The organism is Streptomyces formicae, assembly GCF_002556545.1.
Taxonomy (GTDB): Bacteria; Actinomycetota; Actinomycetes; order Streptomycetales; family Streptomycetaceae; genus Streptomyces; species Streptomyces formicae_A.
Window position 1 is genome coordinate 7,667,189 of the sequence record NZ_CP022685.1, and the last position, 17,810, is coordinate 7,684,998.

17 protein-coding genes are annotated in these 17,810 nt (G+C 72.5%); 4 read left to right on the forward strand and 13 right to left on the reverse strand.

What is annotated here, in order from left to right; all coding sequences use genetic code 11:
- Positions 1 to 11: 11 nt before the first annotated feature.
- Complete coding sequence (locus KY5_RS33395; protein ID WP_098245692.1) at positions 12 to 350, forward strand: trypco2 family protein; 339 nt, start codon at positions 12 to 14, stop codon at positions 348 to 350.
- A 14-nt stretch (positions 351 to 364) separates the two neighbouring features.
- Positions 365 to 3,700 (forward strand): tetratricopeptide repeat protein, encoded by a 3,336-nt coding sequence (locus KY5_RS33400; protein WP_107645719.1) that lies wholly within the window; start codon positions 365 to 367, stop codon positions 3,698 to 3,700.
- A gap of 12 nt (positions 3,701 to 3,712) precedes the next feature.
- Here KY5_RS33400 and KY5_RS33405 read toward each other — a convergent pair whose 3' ends face one another.
- The 5 genes from KY5_RS33405 to KY5_RS33425 all read right to left on the reverse strand — a co-directional run bounded on the left by KY5_RS33405 (position 3,713) and on the right by KY5_RS33425 (position 8,158).
- A complete protein-coding gene (locus KY5_RS33405) occupies positions 3,713 to 4,486 on the reverse strand; it encodes an SAM-dependent methyltransferase (RefSeq protein WP_234363255.1) in 774 nt (257 codons plus the stop codon).
- Between the two features lie 489 nt (positions 4,487 to 4,975).
- A complete protein-coding gene (locus tag KY5_RS33410) occupies positions 4,976 to 5,800 on the reverse strand; it encodes an endonuclease I family protein (protein ID WP_098245695.1) in 825 nt (274 codons plus the stop codon).
- A gap of 200 nt (positions 5,801 to 6,000) precedes the next feature.
- Positions 6,001 to 6,423 carry an acyl-CoA thioesterase gene (locus KY5_RS33415; RefSeq protein WP_098245696.1) on the reverse strand — a complete coding sequence of 141 codons (423 nt, stop codon included), beginning with the start codon at positions 6,421 to 6,423 and terminating at the stop codon, positions 6,001 to 6,003.
- A 230-nt stretch (positions 6,424 to 6,653) separates the two neighbouring features.
- The gene (locus KY5_RS33420) at positions 6,654 to 7,292 is read right to left on the reverse strand and encodes a hypothetical protein (RefSeq protein WP_098247642.1); all 639 of its coding nucleotides are present in this window, start codon (positions 7,290 to 7,292) and stop codon (positions 6,654 to 6,656) included.
- Positions 7,289 to 8,158 carry a helix-turn-helix domain-containing protein gene (locus tag KY5_RS33425; protein WP_098245697.1) on the reverse strand — a complete coding sequence of 290 codons (870 nt, stop codon included), beginning with the start codon at positions 8,156 to 8,158 and terminating at the stop codon, positions 7,289 to 7,291. Before KY5_RS33425 ends, KY5_RS33420 begins: the two co-directional genes overlap by 4 nt.
- Before the next feature lie 209 nt (positions 8,159 to 8,367).
- Between KY5_RS33425 and KY5_RS33430 the strand changes: the two genes are divergently transcribed.
- Positions 8,368 to 9,237, forward strand: a complete 870-nt coding sequence (locus tag KY5_RS33430) for an oxidoreductase (RefSeq protein ID WP_324965560.1) — start codon at positions 8,368 to 8,370, stop codon at positions 9,235 to 9,237.
- Positions 9,238 to 9,271: 34 nt separating this feature from the next.
- On the opposite strand, the gene KY5_RS33435 is transcribed toward KY5_RS33430, so the two are convergent.
- The 7 genes from KY5_RS33435 to KY5_RS33465 all read right to left on the reverse strand — a co-directional run bounded on the left by KY5_RS33435 (position 9,272) and on the right by KY5_RS33465 (position 16,005).
- A complete protein-coding gene (locus KY5_RS33435) occupies positions 9,272 to 10,159 on the reverse strand; it encodes a TIGR03619 family F420-dependent LLM class oxidoreductase (RefSeq protein ID WP_098247644.1) in 888 nt (295 codons plus the stop codon).
- A gap of 81 nt (positions 10,160 to 10,240) precedes the next feature.
- Positions 10,241 to 10,837 (reverse strand): histidine phosphatase family protein, encoded by a 597-nt coding sequence (locus KY5_RS33440; RefSeq protein ID WP_098247645.1) that lies wholly within the window; start codon positions 10,835 to 10,837, stop codon positions 10,241 to 10,243.
- Between the two features lie 102 nt (positions 10,838 to 10,939).
- On the reverse strand, positions 10,940 to 11,734 hold the full coding sequence (locus KY5_RS33445; protein ID WP_098245698.1) for a hypothetical protein: 795 nt from the start codon (positions 11,732 to 11,734) through the stop codon (positions 10,940 to 10,942).
- Positions 11,734 to 13,029, reverse strand: a complete 1,296-nt coding sequence (locus KY5_RS33450) for a VWA domain-containing protein (RefSeq protein ID WP_098245699.1) — start codon at positions 13,027 to 13,029, stop codon at positions 11,734 to 11,736. Before KY5_RS33450 ends, KY5_RS33445 begins: the two co-directional genes overlap by 1 nt.
- A gap of 79 nt (positions 13,030 to 13,108) precedes the next feature.
- Complete coding sequence (locus tag KY5_RS33455; protein ID WP_098247646.1) at positions 13,109 to 14,335, reverse strand: FAD-dependent monooxygenase; 1,227 nt, start codon at positions 14,333 to 14,335, stop codon at positions 13,109 to 13,111.
- Between the two features lie 35 nt (positions 14,336 to 14,370).
- Complete coding sequence (locus KY5_RS33460; RefSeq protein WP_324965565.1) at positions 14,371 to 14,706, reverse strand: hypothetical protein; 336 nt, start codon at positions 14,704 to 14,706, stop codon at positions 14,371 to 14,373.
- Positions 14,707 to 14,793: 87 nt separating this feature from the next.
- A complete protein-coding gene (locus KY5_RS33465) occupies positions 14,794 to 16,005 on the reverse strand; it encodes a pyridoxal phosphate-dependent aminotransferase (protein WP_098245700.1) in 1,212 nt (403 codons plus the stop codon).
- Between the two features lie 84 nt (positions 16,006 to 16,089).
- Between KY5_RS33465 and KY5_RS33470 the strand changes: the two genes are divergently transcribed.
- Entirely contained in the window at positions 16,090 to 16,746 is a 657-nt protein-coding gene (locus KY5_RS33470) for a winged helix-turn-helix transcriptional regulator (protein ID WP_098245701.1), read from the forward strand.
- 46 nt (positions 16,747 to 16,792) lie between these two features.
- Here the strand turns inward: KY5_RS33470 and KY5_RS33475 are convergent, their stop codons facing one another.
- Positions 16,793 to 17,761, reverse strand: a complete 969-nt coding sequence (locus KY5_RS33475) for an aldo/keto reductase (protein WP_234362988.1) — start codon at positions 17,759 to 17,761, stop codon at positions 16,793 to 16,795.
- Between the last annotated feature and the right edge of the window lie 49 nt (positions 17,762 to 17,810).

Below are 17,810 nucleotides of genomic sequence, written 5' to 3' on the forward strand. Positions count from 1 at the left end.
GAGGGGGAAGCGTGGCCGAGGGGATCGGGGTCGGGGAGGCCGTGCAGGCGTTGCGGGACGAGTTGATGGCCGCCGCTGTCGCGGGGGCCGCGAGTGGGGTGAAGTTCGAAGTCGGGCCCATCGAGATGGAGTTCGCCTTCACCCTGACCAAAGAGGGCACCGCCAAGGTGGGCCTCAGCAAGATCTTCAGCTCCGTGGTGTCCGCGGACGTCTCCGGCAAGGTCGCCAAGGAGGACGTCCACCGGGTGAAGTTGGTCCTCACGCCCAAGGACGGCTCCGGCGGCCCGCTTCTGATCAGTAATCAGGACAAGGCGGACGTCGGGAAGTTGGACTCCTCCTTCGGGCGCTGAGGGGCGGGTCCGTAGTGGAGGACAGGCGCCGGGTCGCGGTGGTGGAGGCGGCTGGGCAGGGCTCCGGCTATCTGCTCGCGCCGCGCCTCGTCCTGACCGCCCAGCACGTGCTGGGCGACCACACACAGGCGACGGTACAGACCCCCGGTGGCGTGTCGGCCAACTGCCAGGTGGTGTGGGCCCGTTCCGACGGCCCCTACGACGCCGCCCTCCTGCTGGCCGACGAGGACGTGCTCCCCGCCGTGGATCCCGTGCGCTGGGGAAGGGCGGTGACATCGGACCTCGCCGACGTCACGATCCTCGGATTCACCGCGCTGGCGGGCCGCGACGGACGCGTCGGGTCCGCGGTGTTCCGAGGGTCGCTCGACCCGCTGGAAGCCGTCGAGAGGGACCGGTACGTACTGGCCCTCCAGGGAGGCAGCCCGCCGGTCGGAGCCCCGGCGGCGTCGCCGTGGGCCGGTCTTTCGGGCGGGGCCGTCTGGTGCGGCGACACCGTCGTGGGGGTCGCCGTCGAGGACCTGCCGGGCTGGCCGCACAGTCGGCTCGAAGCCGTTCCCGCCTACGCGCTCCTCGCGGACGACGGATTCCGCGAACTCATCCACCGTCACACCGGCACGGCCGTGCACCTCGAACCCGCCGAACTCGCCGAGGGCGCCGAGGCGGCGGAGCCCCTGGTGCCCCGCTCCGCGGTCACGCTGCTGCACCCCAGAGCGGAGACGGTGCGGTTCACCGGGCGCCGTGAACTCCTCGACGCGATGGTGGAGTGGAGCACCTCGGGCGACGGCCTGTCGGTGGCCCTGCTGACGGGCCCCGGTGGGGCGGGAAAGACCAGGATGGCCCGCGAAGTGGGCCACCGCCTCGCCGCTTCGAGGTACGCCGTGGTGCACCTGAGCAGGTACAGCGGGCCCGAGCAGCACCGGAGGATCGCCCGCGCGACGGCCCCCGTCCTCCTCGTGATCGATTACGCGGAAAGCCACGTGGACGACCTCGGTGCCCTCCTCAAGATCCTGAGCAGGCGCCCGCCCGGCCGTCCGTTCAAGGTCCTCCTCGTCGCGCGCTCGGTCGGCCAATGGTGGGACGTCGTACGCGCCGACTGCGCGCCCGAGGCGTCCGACGTGACGGAGAAGGAGAAGGTCAGGCGCTGGGCGATCCCGGAGACCGAGTCGCTCGAAGTGGACGAGGACGAGGCGTTCCGTACGGCGGTGGAGGACCTGACGCGGGGCGCGCTCGCGCTCGGCCTCGCCGTGACCGCCCCGCCCGACGAATCCTCCGCCTTCTACCGGCGTTCCCCGCGCGGGCGGCCGCGGACGATCCTCGACATCCACATGGCGGCGCTGGCCGGGGTCCTCGCGCCGTACTCCTCGGCGGAGGTGCGCGGCGCGCAGGAGACGCTGCTGCTGCACGAGAGCGCCTACTGGCGCAGGACGTCGCGGCGGGCACCGCTCGACGGACTCGGTGACGCGGCCCTGCGTAACGCCGTCGTCGCGGCCACGTTGGCGGGACCGGTGCCGAGGGGCCGCGCGCACGACATCCTGCACCGGGTACCGCGCATCGGCGAGCACCCGGAGTCGGTGCGCTGGGCCGTGGCCGACTGGGTGGGCGGGCTCTACCCCCGGCCCGAGCCCGCCGAGGACGGCGTCCGCCAGCAGTGGGGTCCTCTGGAGCCCGACCCCTTGGGCGAGTACCTCGTGGGCACCTGCGTGGCGGCCGAACCCGAGATCTTCCTGCGTCTGGTGGGCGTCCTCCACGCCGAGGAGGCCGTGAACTCCCTCCTCGTACTGAGCAGGGCCGCCGCACGGATCGGGACCGAGGCGCTGGAGAACGTCCTGCTGACAGCCGTGCGCGCGGACCCGGCCCGGCTCGCGCCCCTGCTGGTCGCCGCGGGAACCCGCAGCGCGGAACCCGCGATCCTGATCGCCGCGCTCGACCTGATCCTCGCCGAGGAACTGCTGCCGCCCGACCAGTTGCGGGAACTCTCCCTACGCACCCCGTTGATGACCCGCGCGCTCGCCTCGTGGAGCATCCGCCTCGCCGACCGGCTCGCGCAGCTCGTGGACGAGCAGGCGCAGGACCCCGAGGTGGAGCGCGCGGCCTCCCTGCACAACCTCGCCATGAGGCTCATGTCCGACCACCGTTACGAGCAGACCCTCACCACCGTGACGTCCGCGCTCGGCCTCCTCGACACCGTGCCGACCGGGCAGCCGCTGCTTGAAGGACTGCTGCTGCACCACAGGGCCGCGGCCCTCGGAAAGCTGGGGCGGGCACAAGAGGCGGTGCGGGACGGCAGGAAGAGCATCGGGCTGGTGAAGACCTGGCAGCCGGAGGACCCCGATGACCGCCTTTCCGTCCTGGCGGGAGCACTGAACAACCTCGCCATCAACCTCGCCGACACCGGTGACCTCGGCGAAGCACTGGACACGGCCCGCGCCTCTGTCGACATGCGCCGCGATCTGGCCGCCCGGCAACCCGGCACGCTGCCCGACCTCGCCCGGTCGCTCAACACGTTCGCCCAGCGCTGCCGGGAGGCGGACCTGCACGCCGAGGCGCTGGAGGCGGCCGAGGAGTCGCTGCGTACCCGCAGGGCCGCCGCCGACGACCACCCCGACGCCTATCTCCCCGAACTGGCGTCCACACTGACCACCAAGGCACAGGTCCTGACGGACCTCGGCGACCTCACGGGCGCACGGGAAGCCCTCGCGGAGGCGGCGTCCATCGGGCGCCGCCTCATGCGCCTGGAGCCGACGGCCTATCGCAGGGCGGAGTACGTACTGACGCTGCACACCCTGGCGCAGCTCTGCGTCGAGGGTCACGCCCCGACGGAGGCCGTGGCGGCCGCGGACGAAGCCGTCGTGCTGGCGCGGGAACTGGCCTCCGCCCACGGCCGCGGTTATCTGCCCCTGCTCGGAGCGTCCTTCCTCGTGCAGACGGCGGCCCTGAGCGCCGCGTCGTGCCCCGCGATGGGCTTCCGGGCGGCCAACAAGTCCGCCCAGGTCTTCCGGACCGTCTTCCGCGGGGAATCCCCTGACGTGAGCGGCCTGTTGAGCGCCCTGCGCAATCAGGGCCAGTACCTGTCCCACATGAGGCGGTACGAGGAGGCCGAGCAGGTCGCGGCGGAAGCCGTGGCCGCCTTGGCGGGGCTGCCCGAGGGACTGCGCGAGGAGTACGCCAAGGAGCACGCGGACGCGCTCGTCGCGCACGCCAGGACGCTGCTCGCCCTGGAGCGCCCACGGGAGTGCCGGGAGGCGAGGGACGCCGCGCTCGCCCTCTACCGGCGGCTCGACCGGGAAGCCCCGGGCGCGCACACCCGGCTCATCGCCGACGTGACGCGCCTCGGGGCCCCGCCCGACTGACCGGACCGGGCGCTACGCCTTGCGCCCCACCGCCCCGTACGCGTCGACCGGCGTCGGGTCCGCGGACTCCGCCCGCCACCGCGTGACCTGCTCGACGCCCGGCTCCACCAGGTCGAGGCCGTCGAAGAAGCCGCCGATCTCGGCGACCTCGCGCACGTAGTACGGGATCGCGCCGCTCTTGTTGTACTCGTTCGACGCGGCGATCATGCCCTCGCTGGTGGCCGTGGAGTCGCTGATGACCAGGTAGCTGCCGGACGGCAGACCGGCCATCAGGCGGGCGACCAGGTCGCGGGCCCGGTCGTAGTCGGCGACGTGGCCGAGGGTGTTGAGGATGATCAGGGCGACGGGACGCGAGAAGTCCAGGGTCGCCGCGGCCTTCTCCAGGATGGCCTCGGGGTCGTAGAGATCGGCGTCGATGTACGACGTCACGCCCTCGGGCGTGCTCGTCAGGAGGGCCCGGGCGTGGGCGAGGACCAGCGGGTCGTTGTCGACGTAGACGATGCGCGAGTCGGGGGCCGCGGCCTGGGCGACCTCGTGCGTGTTGTCGGCCGTGGGCAGGCCCGTGCCGATGTCGAGGAACTGGCGTATGCCCTGCTCCGTGGCGAGGTGGCGGACCGCGCGGCCGAGGAACTGGCGGCTGGTGCGCGCCACGTCGACCAGGCCGGGGAAGATCTCCCTGATGTGGTCCCCGAGTTCGCGGTCCTTCTCGTAGTTGTCCTTGCCGCCCACGAAGTAGTTCCAGAAGCGCGCGGAGTGCGGCTTGCTGGTGTCGATGCGGGCGCGCACCTCCGCCGCGTCCTCGGCGGAGCCGAACGCGGGGTCTGCGGCGGGACCGAGGTGCTGGGCGTTGTCCGACACGGAATCCTCCTGAGGGGCGGCGTACGGCGCACGGGGGTGGCGTGGTCCGTCGCGGGCACATGGGTGGTTCGACGATCAAGTATCAATCTAGACGGCCTTGTCAGCCGCTCCGTTGCCTGCCCCGACCCTGTCACCGAAATCCAACTCGCGCGCCCGGAGCCCCGCTTGGAATCGGGACGTGGCGCCGAGCAGGGTCATCACCTTGGCGACCCGGACCTGGGTGCGTTCGCCATGGTGGCGACATTCTGCGGTGTCGCGCGAAGGGGGGCAACGGCGGCAGCAAGTGGCCATGTGCTCGCTTCCGGGACGCCCGCGGCGGGGGGGGAGTACCGGACCGGCACGGAGCCACGCCCGGGCAGGCCACCCTGGCGTGGCTCCGTGCCGTCTCGCCCGCGATGCTCGCGATCCCAGGGCGCCTCAGTAGACCTCTTCCACCCACTCCGGGTGGTCGATGAACGGGTTCCTGTTGTGCTGGAACTTGTCGAATATGACCTGGTTCCGGTTCTTCTCGAACGCGTCCGGCGGGTCCTCGTCGCTCCACTTCTTCAGGACGGAGAGCTTGCCGATGGCGGGCGCGCTGCCGTTGTCCACCTTGTCGTTGGGCTCCAGGTCGGGGAAGCCGCTCTCGCCGTCGTAGCGCACGGCCATGTAGAGGATCATGCGGGCCACGTCGCCCTTGACCGCGTCGCGCGGCTCGAAGGAGTCGCCGTCGGTGAGGTTGCCGGGGGCCCCTTCGACGGCGCTGCCGCCGTTGTCGAAGTCCTTGTTGCCCCGGATGCTGTTCACCGTGACGTCCTCGGGACGCAGGTGGTGGATGTCGGTGCCGGGACCCGTGGAGGTGCCGAAGTCCCCGTGGGACTTGGCCCAGACGTGCTCGCGGTTCCAGTCGCCCTGGTCGCCGCCGCTGCTGTCCTTGCTCCGCGAGGTGCCGCTGTAGAGCAGGATCACGTTGGAGCTGTTGGCGGGGTCCTCGTCGGTGCTCTTGAGGGCGTCCCAGACCTGGTCGTACGAGAGTTTGGTCTGCTCGCTGATGATCGTGTGAAGGGCGGACTTCAGCTCGGGGCCTGTCTTGCCGAGCGCGTCCTTGTAGTACGTGTCGTCGTAGGCGCCGACGGCAGCGGTGGCCGGTGCCTGTGTGGGGGAGGGGGTGGCCGTCGCGGTGGCCGGCACGGTGATGCCGACGAGGACCGCGGCCGCGGTCAGGGCCAGGGGTTGCCAGCGGCGTACGCGCGGGACGGGCATGTGGGGGGTGTCCTTTCCCGAAGGCCTCGCGAACCGCGCGCCCGCCCAAGGAGCGTGCGGTCTACGCGAGTTGACTAATCAACCACCGGGAGAGTGGCACGGATGTACGTATTCTCGTGTGAACCTCGTGGAACGGTTGGGTGACGATGTCATGGACACGGCCGGTCGGGGTCCGTGCCCATGACGCGTCGCGCGTGCCGTTACAGGCCGAGCAGCCCCGGGTCGGCCGCCAGCGCCCGGAAGTACTCCAGCGGATCCGACACCATGCGGCGCTCCTTGAGGTCGAGCAGTCCGGCCACGCCGGTCACCGTCGCGGCGACGCTGCCGTCCGCCTTGGTGATCGTCTGCTCCGTACGGAAGGTCTTGCGCTCGCCCCAGACGAACAGGCAGCTCACGGATATCTCGTCGCCCGCGCGCAGCTCGCCGCGGTAGCGGATGGTGTTCTCCAGGGCCACCGGGCCGACGCCCTTGCCCAGCAGGTCCGTCTGCTGGATCCCGGCGGCGCGGAGCAGGGACCAGCGGGCGTGCTCGGCGTACTGGAGGTACACGGCCTGGTTGAGGTGGCCCTGCGAGTCCGTCTCGTACCCACGGACACCGATGCTCACGGAATACGGGTCTGCCACGGGATTCCCTTCGGGGTGCGGTGGTTGGGGTGGGTGTGCCCCGCGTCTTCAACTCACCCGTGGCACAGGGAATTCCGGGGGCGCCGGAACGGCCGCCCCAGGGGCGCGGGGAACTGCGCGAGCAACCACGAAAAAGCCGCAGACGCGTCTGCGGGGGATCTCGGCAGTCGCGTCTGCGGCTTGTCGCGCGCCGAGCGCGCCGTTCCCCGCGCCCCTGACGGGGCGTCTCCTTATGTCCGCCGAGGCGAAGCCAGGACGTAGCGGGCGCCGCCGCGTGCCTCCGCGTGCTCGCTGGTCTGCCACCCGGCCCGTTCCAGCGCGGCAACACAGGCGCGCAGGTCGGTCGGGGTGGACGCACGGACGGTGACCGCTTCCGGCTGGGGCGAGGGAGCCACCCGGTATCCGTCATGGCCCGCGCCCGCAGGCTCGCACCCGGTCGCCTCCAGCGCCAGCGCGGCCGCCTGCACCAAGTGGCCCCGCTCCCAGGCGCAGGGGCGCTCGCGCGAGCCGTCCGTGTTCGTCATGCGGCGCAGCTCGATCAGTCCCTCCCAGGCGCCGCGCACCTCCCGCGCGCGGGAGGGTCCCTCGGGGCCGACGGGTGCCGTCTCCGTGCCGGTGCGCGCGGCGAAGACTCCGGAGGGCGCGGGCGCGGGGGCCGGTGGCGGCTCGGGGGCGGCCGGGGTCGCGCCCTCCTCCCGTACGCGGTGGCCCGCGGGCGTCAGGAAGTACGCGTGCGGGGGGCGGGGGTGGCGGAAGGCGAGACGCGCCCGCACCAGGCCGGTGAGCTGGGCCTCGGTGCCGGACAGGCGCCCGGTCTCCGGCTCCGCGGCCGCGATGATCCGGCGCTGAGCGGCGGTGGGCGGTTTCACCGCGATGGCTCGGGCTGCGCGGGCTCGGGCCGCCGTGTCCACGCGTCCAGGAGCGCGAGCGCCTCTTCGGAGCCGGTGCCCGCCTCCGCGGTGTAGACGCTCAACCGCTGGTCGGGGTCGGCGGGCAGGGTGAGGGACTCGTAGTTGAGGGTGAGCGGGCCGACGATCGGATGGTGGAAGTGCTTGCTGCCGTGCGTGTGCCGGTGCACGTCCTGGCCGGCCCACCAGCGGCGGAAGTCCTCGTCCTGGACGGAGAGTTCGCCGACGAGTTCGGCGAGCAGCGGATCGTGGGGATGGCGTCCGGCGTCGCGCCGGAGCGAGGCGACGATGTCCCGTGCGTGGGTGTCCCAGTGGGCGTAGAGCGAACGGGCTGTCTCGTCGCGGAACATGAACCGCACCAGGTTCCGCTCGCGGTGCGGCAGCGCGTCGAAGTCGGTGAGCAGCGCGCGTGCCATCCGGTTGGACGCGAGGACGTCCAGGCGCCGCCCCAGCACGAGGGCGGGGGTGTGGTCGAGGATCCGGAGCAGGTCGCGCAGCCCGGGGCGGACCGGCTGCGGACGGGTCGCCGCGCGCCGGGGCCTGCTCGCGGCGGGCTTGGCGAGCTGGAACAGATGGGTGCGTTCGACCGGATCGAGGCGCAGCGCGCGGGAGAGGGCGTCGAGCACGGTCTCGGAGACGTTCAGCCGACGTCCGCGCTCCAGGCGTACGTAGTAGTCGACGCTCACGCCCGCCAGTTGGGCGATCTCCTCGCGGCGCAGTCCGGGCACGCGCCGGGAGCCGCCGTCATCGGGCAGGCCCGCCTGGCGCGGGGTGATCCGCGCCCGCCGGGAGCGGAGGAACTCAGCGAGAGCCGTGTTGCGGTCCATGCCGTTCACGATAGGACGCGGGATCGCCCCGACGGCCCGCGAAGGGGGGACTGGCAGTCCCCCGGTCCGGCCGTCCCCGGGGCGGGGTGGGCCTCCCTGAAGCCGGTCAGGGGCCGATTCCGGTGCTGAAGTGGAACGCGTCGAGACCGGCCGGGGCCCAACGGCCCCGGTCGGCCTCTGCCGCCTCGCACCGTACGAAGGGAACTCATATGTCGAACATGACGGACGTGCCGAGCACCAAGACTTTCCTGATCACCGGCGTCAGCACCGGCCTGGGCCGCGCGCTGGGCCGCACGGCGCTGGCCGAGGGCCACCGGGTGGTGGGCACGGTGCGCACCACCGCCGACGCGCGGGCCTTCGAGGCGCTCGACGGCGACGCGCACGCCCGCGTCCTGGACGTGACCGACCACGACGCGGTGGAGACGGTCGTGGCCGGGGCCGAGTGCGACCTGGGCCCGGTCGACGTCCTCGTCGCCAACGCCGGGTACGGCCATGACGGCCTCTTCGAGGAGTCCTCGATGGCCGACCTCCGCCGCCAGTTCGACGTGAACGTCTACGGGACCGTGGCGGTGATCAAGGCCGTCCTTCCGCACATGCGGGAGCGCCGATCGGGCCACATCATCGCCGTCACCTCGATGGGCGGCCTGATCACCATGCCGGGCCTGAGCTTCTACCACGGCAGCAAGTTCGCGGTGGAGGGCATCCTCGAAACGCTCGGCAAGGAGGTCGCCGACTTCGGCGTCCACGTCACCGCCGTCGAGCCGGGCAGCTTCCGGACCGACTGGTCGGGCCGCTCGATGATCCGCGCACCCCGCTCGATCGCCGACTACGACGAGCTGTTCGACCCGCTGCGCGCCCGGCGCGTCAACGGCAGCGGAACCCAGCCGGGCGACCCGGACAAGGCGGCGGCCGCGGTGCTGCGCGTGGTGGCCGCCGACCAGCCCCCGACGCGCCTGCTGCTCGGCACCGACGCCCTGCGACTCGTCGAGGCAGGACGTGCCGCCTTCGAACACGAGATGCGCGCATGGGTCGACGTATCGGCCTCCACCGACTTCGACGAGGTCGGCAGGTCCGCCTGACCCCCGCGCGTTCCGTCTCCGTGCGCCCGGCCGCTCACGGCGCCGTGGACATCACCAGCTCGAGCACCTTCCGGTCCGCCTCCGCGTCCGCCCGCTCGTCGGGAGTGCCGGGGTAGGTGTCCAGGAGCACGTCGGTGGCGCCCAGCTCCGCGAGGGTCTCCAGGTCGGCGCGGATCTGGTCGGCACTGCCGTGCCCGAGCGGGCGCTCCGCCGTGTCCTCCTGCTGACCGAGCCGGATCTGCAGCCGCGGTACGAGGGCGGGGACCGGGCGGCCCGCCGCTTCCGCCTCCCTGGCGAGGCGCGGGAGCGCGTCGCGCAGCGCCTCCAGGGTCGGCATGAACGGGTGCCAGCCCTCGCCGAGGCGCGCGGCGCGGACCTGCGCGGCGGGGGAGTTGCCGCCCACCCAGACGGGCAGGTGCGGGCTCGTCGCGGGGGCGGGGGCGGTGCGGACGCCTTCGTACGAGACGTACTCGCCCCGGAAGGACGTCGGATCCTCCGCCCAGGCGGCGCGGATCGCCGCCAGGTACTCGTCGGTGATCGCGCCGCGCTCGCGGAAGGGCACGCCGAGCACCTCGTACTCGGCCGCCGACCAGCCCACCCCGGCGCCCAGGATGAACCCGGCGTCGTTCAGCCGGTCGATGTTGGCGGCCATGCGCGCGGTCTGGAGCGGATGCCGGTAGGGGATGACGGTGATGGTCGTGCCCAGGCGCAGCCCCGGCACGCGCCCCGCGAGGTGCGCGGCGAGCACGAACTGGTCGTAGAACGGCGCCGGATAGACCGTGTGGACGTCCTCGGTCACCGCGATGTGGTCGGAGATCATCGCGAACTCGAGTCCGAGGTCGCGGGCGTCGGTGGCCTGTCGTACGAGGGATTCGGGGGTCGTGCCCGAGCCGAAGTTGAGGAGATTCACGCCGTATCGCATGGGCGCAGTCTTGATGATCAAGTCCGGGCCTGTCGAACCGGGCGGAACCGACATTTCCCTTACGCGGCAAGCGTGTTGGCGCTAGTGGGGACGGACGTTCCACCCCGCCACCACGGGCCTGCCGTGCTCGGTGCTCAGTCGGCTCACCGTGCCCGTGGCCAGCAGGAACATCGATCCGCCCGAGGTGGGCAGACCGAGGCGGCGGGCCGCGAGGACGCGCAGGAAGTGGCTGTGCGCGAAGAGGACCACGCTGCCCTCGTTGTCGGCGAGCGCCGCGTCGACCTTGGCCAGCATCCGGTCGGCGCGCTCACCGACCTGGTCGGGCGTCTCGCCGGGGTGCTCGGGAGGACCGGGCGCCACGCCGTCCGTGAAGAGGTACCAGTCGGGGCGTGTGCGATGGATCTCGACCGTCGTGAGGCCCTCGTACGCGCCGTACTCCCACTCGCTCAGATCCTCGTCGACCCGCGCGTCCGCGAACCCGGCGAGCTCGGCGGTCTCCCGCGCCCGCCCGCGCGGGCTGGTGAACGCCGCGCCGATCCGGTACGTGCCGACGAGCGGCGCGAGCCTGCGCGCCTGCTCCCTGCCGTTGTCCGTCAGCGGGATGTCCGTCCAACTGGTGTGCTGCCCGGAGAGGGCCCACGGCGTCTCGCCGTGCCGGACGAGGAGCAGATCGCCCATGGTCGCGCGCATCCTGTTCTTCAGGTGGGTGGCGGAACCGTCCGGTCCCGCCACCCACGAGACTGCCACGCGGTGGAGGTCACCCGCGCGAGGGGGGCCTCGTCAGAGGCCCTGAGGCACCCGTGCGGGCCGCCCGGAGCCGCGCGTCAGGGCGTAGCCCCCGACGCCCGCGAGCGCCGCGAGGACACCGCCGCCCGCCGTCCACAGCCAGCGCGAGGACCACCAGCCGCCCGCCCAGCCGTCCTCCGGCTCGGTGACGGCCGCGGGCCGCGCCTTGTCCGAGCCCGCGCCCGGCACCAGCGGCTCGCCGAGCGTGCCGTCCACGGCCTGCGCGCCGCCCGCGTCGGTCGTGGTGACCTTCGTCCGGACGCTCAGCGGCAGACCGAGGTCGTCGGCCTTGAGGTCCCTGACCGTGAGCCGCAGGAAGTACGTGCCCGGCAGCGGATCGTTGGCCCACTGCTCCGACCAGGCCCGCACCGTGCGCAGCGAGCAGGACAGCGAGACGGACTCGGCGTCCTGCGCCACGGTCCTGGTCGGCGTGCCGAGGCGGCACGCCTGACGGCGCCTGAGGCCGTCGTACACGTCGACCTGCCAGGTGGCGGCGGCGTGCCGGGCCGCGGCGTCCGGCAGCTTCACCGTGGCGTGCACGGTGGCGCGCTGCCCGGTGTACACGGGGAACGCCCAGTACAGGTAGTCGCCCGTGGACGCCTGTGCCGTGGCCTCCTGGTCGGGGCGGATCGCGGTGGCGGTGCGGAAGGAGGTGCCCGCGTCGGTCGGCGCCTCGGCGTCGTCCTTGTCGCCGCCGTCGGCGAAGGCCGCGCCCGCGGCCCCCGAGAGGGCGAGCAGGGCGGCGCAGGTCGCTGCGGCGAGGCGGCTCAACACGCGTGTCGTACGCATCAGTTGGTCCTCCAGACCGCGAAGCGCCAGCGAGAGACCCAGCCCCAGACCAGACCGGCGACGAAGCCGGTGAGGACCAGCAGGCCGAGCAGCCACCAGCCGTGGCCGAGCCCGAAGAACGCCACGTCGGACGCCTCGTCGGGGGAGTCGACCAGATCGACGGCGAGCTCGACGGGCAGGCCCGGGGTCGTCTTCACCGAAGCGGGCGCCGAGAAGGAGTTGCTGACGCGCAGACAGACGGTCTCGGCGGTGTCCTCCTCGTCCTCGTCGTCCGCCTCGGGGACCGGGTGGCGAAGCCCCGTCGAGATCACGTCGGTGCGCCCGTCGCCGGACTCCTGACCGCGCACGAGCTCGCGCCCGTTCGGCGTCTCGGCGCGCAGCAGCACGCCGTAGTCCGGGTTGACGGCCCGGTCGGCGGCGACGCTCACGGAGGCGCGCAGCTCCTTGCCCGCGGGCACGTTCACGCGGTACCAGCGGTGCTCGCCGAACTTCTCGCGGTCGGTGTACAGGCCGGACTTCAGCTCCGGCGCGGCGGAGCACTCCGCGGTGCCCTTCGCCTCGACCGGTGTCACCACCGGGTCGGCCGCGCGGTCCACCAACTGCTTGACGCGGCCCGAGAGTTCATCGGTGTGCCGGATCGAGGTGTACGTGCCGCCGGTGGCCTCGGCGATGCAGCTCAGCTGGTCGCGGGTCTTGGCGTCGGGGACCAGGCCCAGGGTGTCGATGGTGAGGTTGATGCCCTTGGCGGAGATCTCGCGGGCCACCACGCACGGGTCGAGCGGCTGGCAGGTGTCCTCGCCGTCGGAGATCAGCACGATGCGGCGGCTGCGCTCGGCGTCGTCGTCCTTCGTCAGGTCGTCGGCGGCCTTGAGCAGCGTCGGGCCGATCGGGGTCCAGCCGGTCGGCGCGAGGGTCGCCACCGCCGTCTTCGCGTCGGTGCGGCCCGCCTTGTCGAGCTGCTCCACGGGGTAGAGCAGCTCGGTGTCCTTGCAGCCCGTCTTGCGGTCGTCGCCGCGGTAGTTGGCGCCCAGGGTGCGTATGCCGAGCGCCACCTCGTCCGGGGTCGCGTCGAGGACCTCGTTGAAGGCCTGCTTCGCCGCGGCCATCCGGGACTTGCCGTCGATGTCGCGGGCCCGCATGGAGCCGCTGACGTCGAGGACGAGCTCGACCTTGGGGGAGGGCCGTGCCGGTTCGTCGCCGTCGTCCGCGACGGCGGGGCCCGCCGTGACGAGCCCGGCGGTCAGGGCCGCGAGCAGGGCGATAGCCCAGGCCGTCGGCCGTTGTCTTGTGATCATCGCCGGATCCTATTGATCTCGGCGGTGATACCCAAAACGGCGTCAGGAAGACGCCCCCGTCAGGGGCGTGGGGCCGCGCTCAGCGCCTCAGCTCGCGCCCCCCGAACGCCCCCGTCCCGTCCGCCTGCCGCCACCACGTCTCCATGCCCGCCTGATCCATGGCGCTCCAGTCCGGCGTCCCCTGGACCAACGCGCCGCCGAGCCGCCGCCCCAGATCCACCATCGAGCGGCCGGACAGCGTGCGGTCGGTGTCGTACGTGTCGAGCGCGTCCGTCCACGTGTCCGCCGTGGCGAGCGCGGACTCCAGGACCGTGGCGTCCTGCAACGCCTTGACCGCGCCCGCGCCCGTGTGCGGCCTGGCGACCGCGGCCGCGTCGCCGACCAGGAGCACGCGGTCGGCGGTGCAGCGCGGCGCCGTGAAGTCGTACATCGGCTGGAGGAAGAGCTCCTCGGGGGCCGTCGCGAGCAGGACCGCGCCCCAGTACGGCGGCAGGAGCTCGTCGGCGACGTACCCGAGATGGGCGGAGAGCGCCTCGGTGAGGCCGCCGGGCGGCAGGCTCGTGGGTCCGGTGAGCTGCAGGTCGAGGCCGAGGCCCAGATCGAGGTCGGGGGGCGGCGCGGTGTACAGGACCCAGTTGACGCGGCGGCCGCCCGCGCCGTCCGGGATGCGGTAGATGATCACGTGCCCGCCGGGGAAGACCGCGTACACGCAGTCCTCGTCGTCCCACAGGCCCGGATCCGTCAGGCGGGCCTCGGGGAACGCGCCGCGCCAGGCGAGGTACCCGGCGTAGGCGGGGCGCACGTCGCCGAACGCGGCCGCGCGGGCCACCGAGCGGTAGCCGTCGGCGCCGATGACGAGGTCGACGTGCTCGGCCCCGTCCGCGGTCTCGACCCGCACGCCGCCCGGTTCCGGGCGCAGCGCTGTCACGGGAGTGCCCGCGCGGAAGTCGGCGCCCGCGGGAACGCGGCTCCTCAACTCCCGCCACAGCGGACCCCAGTTGTACGTACGGAAGGGGAACGGCATCACGGCGATCTCCCGGCCCACCGGGGCGGGGGCCGCGTCGTCCCTGACGTACCAGCGCCGCCGCACGAGCTGCACCCACGGCATGCCCGCGTCCATGTACCCGGCCGAGGACAGCTCCGCGTAACGGGCGTCGTGCACGGCGAGCCCCACGCCCCGGTCCGCCAGGTCGCCCGCCGCGCGCTCGTACACGGTGATCTCGTCCGCACCCCCGCGGTACGCGGCCAGCGCCGCCGCACACCCCGCGATGCTGCCACCCACGACAGCGACCTTGCCTCCACGCATCATGGCGCCATCCTGGCAGGCGGGGTGACCGTCTGTCAGGGCAGTGACACTCCGCGTCCGGCGAAGAACGGCTCGAACCGGTCGGTGGGGAGTTCGGCGGTGCGGGTGTCCGCGTCGATGCCCGACGGGTTGTGGAAGTGCAGCAGCCCTTCGGCCGTACGCCGGGTCAGCAGGACCAGGTGGCCGCCCCTGCCCGGCGCGGGGCGGTGCGGGCGGCGGATCTCGTAGTGCACGGAGGCGATGACCTGCCGTCCCCCGTCGAGGAGTTCGACGATCTCCCCGACGGTGAGGTCCCGGTGGACCTCGGCGTCGACGCCGTGCTCCGCACGGGCGTACTCCGCGAACGGGGCGTAGACCATGCCCCGGATCACCCCGTTTTCCTCCGTGTACGCGCCGTACTTGAGGGCTGCCGGTCGTCCGTGGCTGGTCGCGCAGTTCCCCGCGCCCCTTCGGGCGCCCTACTGACGGTAGCTGCTGAGGAAGCGGCCGATGCGGCTGATCGCCGCGTCGAGGTCGTCGGCGTGGGGGAGCGTCAGGATACGGAAGTGGTCGGGGGCGGCCCAGTTGAAGCCCGTGCCCTGGACGACCTGGATCTTCTCCTGGAGGAGCAGGTCGAGGACGAACTTCTCGTCGTCGTGGATCGGGTGGACCTTCGGGTCCAGGCGCGGGAAGGCGTAGAGCGCGCCCTTCGGCTTCACGCAGGAGACGCCGGGGATCTCGTTCAGCTTCTCCCACGCCTTGTCGCGCTGCTCGTGCAACCGGCCGCCGGGCGCGGTGAGTTCGTGGATGGACTGGCGTCCGCCGAGCGCCGCCTGGATGGCGTACTGCGCCGGGGCGTTGGGGCAGAGCCGCATGGAGGCGAGCATCGTCAGCCCCTCCAGGTAGCTCTTCGCGTGCTGCTGCGGCCCGGTCACGACCAGCCAGCCGGACCGGAAACCGGCCACGCGGTACGTCTTCGACAGACCGCAGAAGGTGAGGACGACGAGATCCGGGGCGAGCGCGGCGACGCTGTGGTGCACGGCGTCGTCGTACAGGATCTGGTCGTAGATCTCGTCGGCGAAGACCATCAGGCCGTGGCGGCGCGCGAGATCGAGGATGCCCTCCAGGATCTCCTTCGGATAGACCGCGCCCGTCGGGTTGTTGGGGTTGATGATCACGACAGCCTTGGTGCGGTCGGTGATCTTCGACGCCATGTCGTCGAGGTCCGGGTACCAGTCGGCCGACTCGTCGCACACGTAGTGGACGGCCTTGCCTCCGGAGAGGGTCGTCACGGCGGTCCACAGAGGGAAGTCGGGCGCGGGGATGAGGACTTCGTCGCCGTCCTCGAGGAGCGCCTGTACGGCCATGGTGACCAGCTCGGAGACGCCGTTGCCGAGAAAGACGTCGTCTACGGAGACGTCGTTCAGGCCGAGCGCCTGATATCGCTGGGCGACGGCGCGCCGGGCGGAGAGGACGCCGCGCGAGTCCGTGTAGCCGTGCGCGTTCGGGAGCATCCGGATCATGTCCTGGACGATCTCCTCGGGCGCCTCGAAGCCGAACAGCGCGGGGTTGCCCGTGTTGAGGCGCAGGACACTGTGGCCCGCCTCCTCCAGGGCGTTGGCGTGCTCGATGACCGGGCCCCGGATCTCGTAACAGACCTCGCTGAGCTTGCTCGACTGCCGGAACTCCATGCGCTGCGCCTCCCGTGACGTGTCTTACTTGGTTTTACCAAGCCTGCGCTTGGAAAGTCCAACAACTTGCATAGACTATGCCGCATGCCACCTCAGCCCCGGCCGCAGTCGCGGTCCCGTCGAAGCTACGACCAGTACTGCGCCGCGGCCCGCGGCCTGGACGCCGTCGGCGACCGCTGGACCCTGCTGATCGTCCGGGAACTCCTCGCGGGCCCGCGCCGCTACACCGACCTGCACGCCGACCTGCCCGGCGTCAGCACGGACGTGCTCGCCTCGCGCCTGAAGGACATGGAGCAGCAGGGCCTGAGCACGCGCCGCAAGCTGCCCCCGCCGGCGGCGGCGTACGTGTACGAACTGACGGACCGGGGACGCGAGTTGCTCCCCGTGCTCCAGGCGCTCGCGGTCTGGGGCGCCCCCGCCCTGGCGGAGCGCAGACCGACGGACGCGGTGCGGGCGCACTGGTTCGCGCTGCCGCTGCTCGGCGCGCTCGCGGCGGCTGACATCGAGGGCGTGGTGGACGTCCGCCTCGCCGAGGGGCAGTTCCACGTACGGCTCGCCCGGGGGGCCGATTCCTACGGCGACGGGCCCGCGCCGGACGGGGCCGACGCGGGCATCTCCCTGGACGCCGCGACCTGTGTGGCGATCGGCCGTGGCGAACTCACCGTCGGGCAGGGCGTACGGGAGGGCCGGATAGAGGTCTCCGGGGACTCCGTGGTGGCCAAGGCGCTGCGCGGGGTGTGAGGCGACGGGCGTGAGGCCGCGGGCGTGAGGTGACGGGCGGTGCGGGTCAGGGCAGGGGGACTCCGCGGGCGGTGACCCACAGCTCGTACCACTCCTCGTGGGTGAGCTCGCACTCGCGCCCGACGGCGTCCCGGCAGGCCAGGATGCGCTCGGGCCGACTGGTGCCGATGACCGGGGCGATCCGGGCCGGGTGACGCTGGAGCCACCACAGCAGGATCGTCTCCGGAGTCGTCCCCTTGCGCTTGGCGAGGTCGGCGACGAGCCGTGCGGTGGGCGAGTCGTCCGCGTCCGCGCCGGTGAAGCGGCCCTGGGCGAGGGCGCCCCAAGCCTGGATCCGGACACCGTTGGCCCGGCAGTACTCGACCGTCCCGTGCGGGAAGCCGTTCTCGGTGGCGGCCGACGTGTTCAGGAGGACGCCCGCCTCGACCCAGTCCCGGCTGGCGAGGCTCATCTCCAACTGGTTCGCCACCAGCGGGACATCGAGGTGGGCCTGTAGTGAGGCGATCTGCGCGGCGCTCATGTTCGACACGCCGAAGTGGCGCACCAGGCCCTGGCGGTGCAGGGAGGTGAGCGCCTCGGCGATCTCCTCAGGCCCCGCCAGCGGGTCGGGACGGTGCAGGAGCAGCACGTCGAGCACGTCGGTGCGGAGCCGGGTGAGGCTCTCCTCGACGCGCCGGAGGATGGTCGGCCCCCGCAGGTCGTACATGCCGGGGTACTCGCCGTCGGCCTGCCGGATGCCGCACTTGGTCTGGAGGACGACGCGGCCGCGCAGGTCCGGGTCCCTGGCGAGCAGTTCGCCGAAGACCGACTCGGCCTTGCCCTTCCGGTAGATGTCGGCGTGGTCGAACGCGGTGATGCCGATGGCCAGGGCGGCCTCGACGGCGGCTTCCGCGTGCGCGATGTCCGCGGCGGTGTACGGCGCGGTGTCCCAGGTGCCGCCGAGGCCCATGCAGCCGTACAGCGGCCGGCGGTCGGGCAGGTCGGGCAGGTCGTGCAGGTCGAGCTGTGCAGTCATGTCTCTCCCTCGCTGATGACCTAGTGATGTCACCGTAACGGCCGAGGGG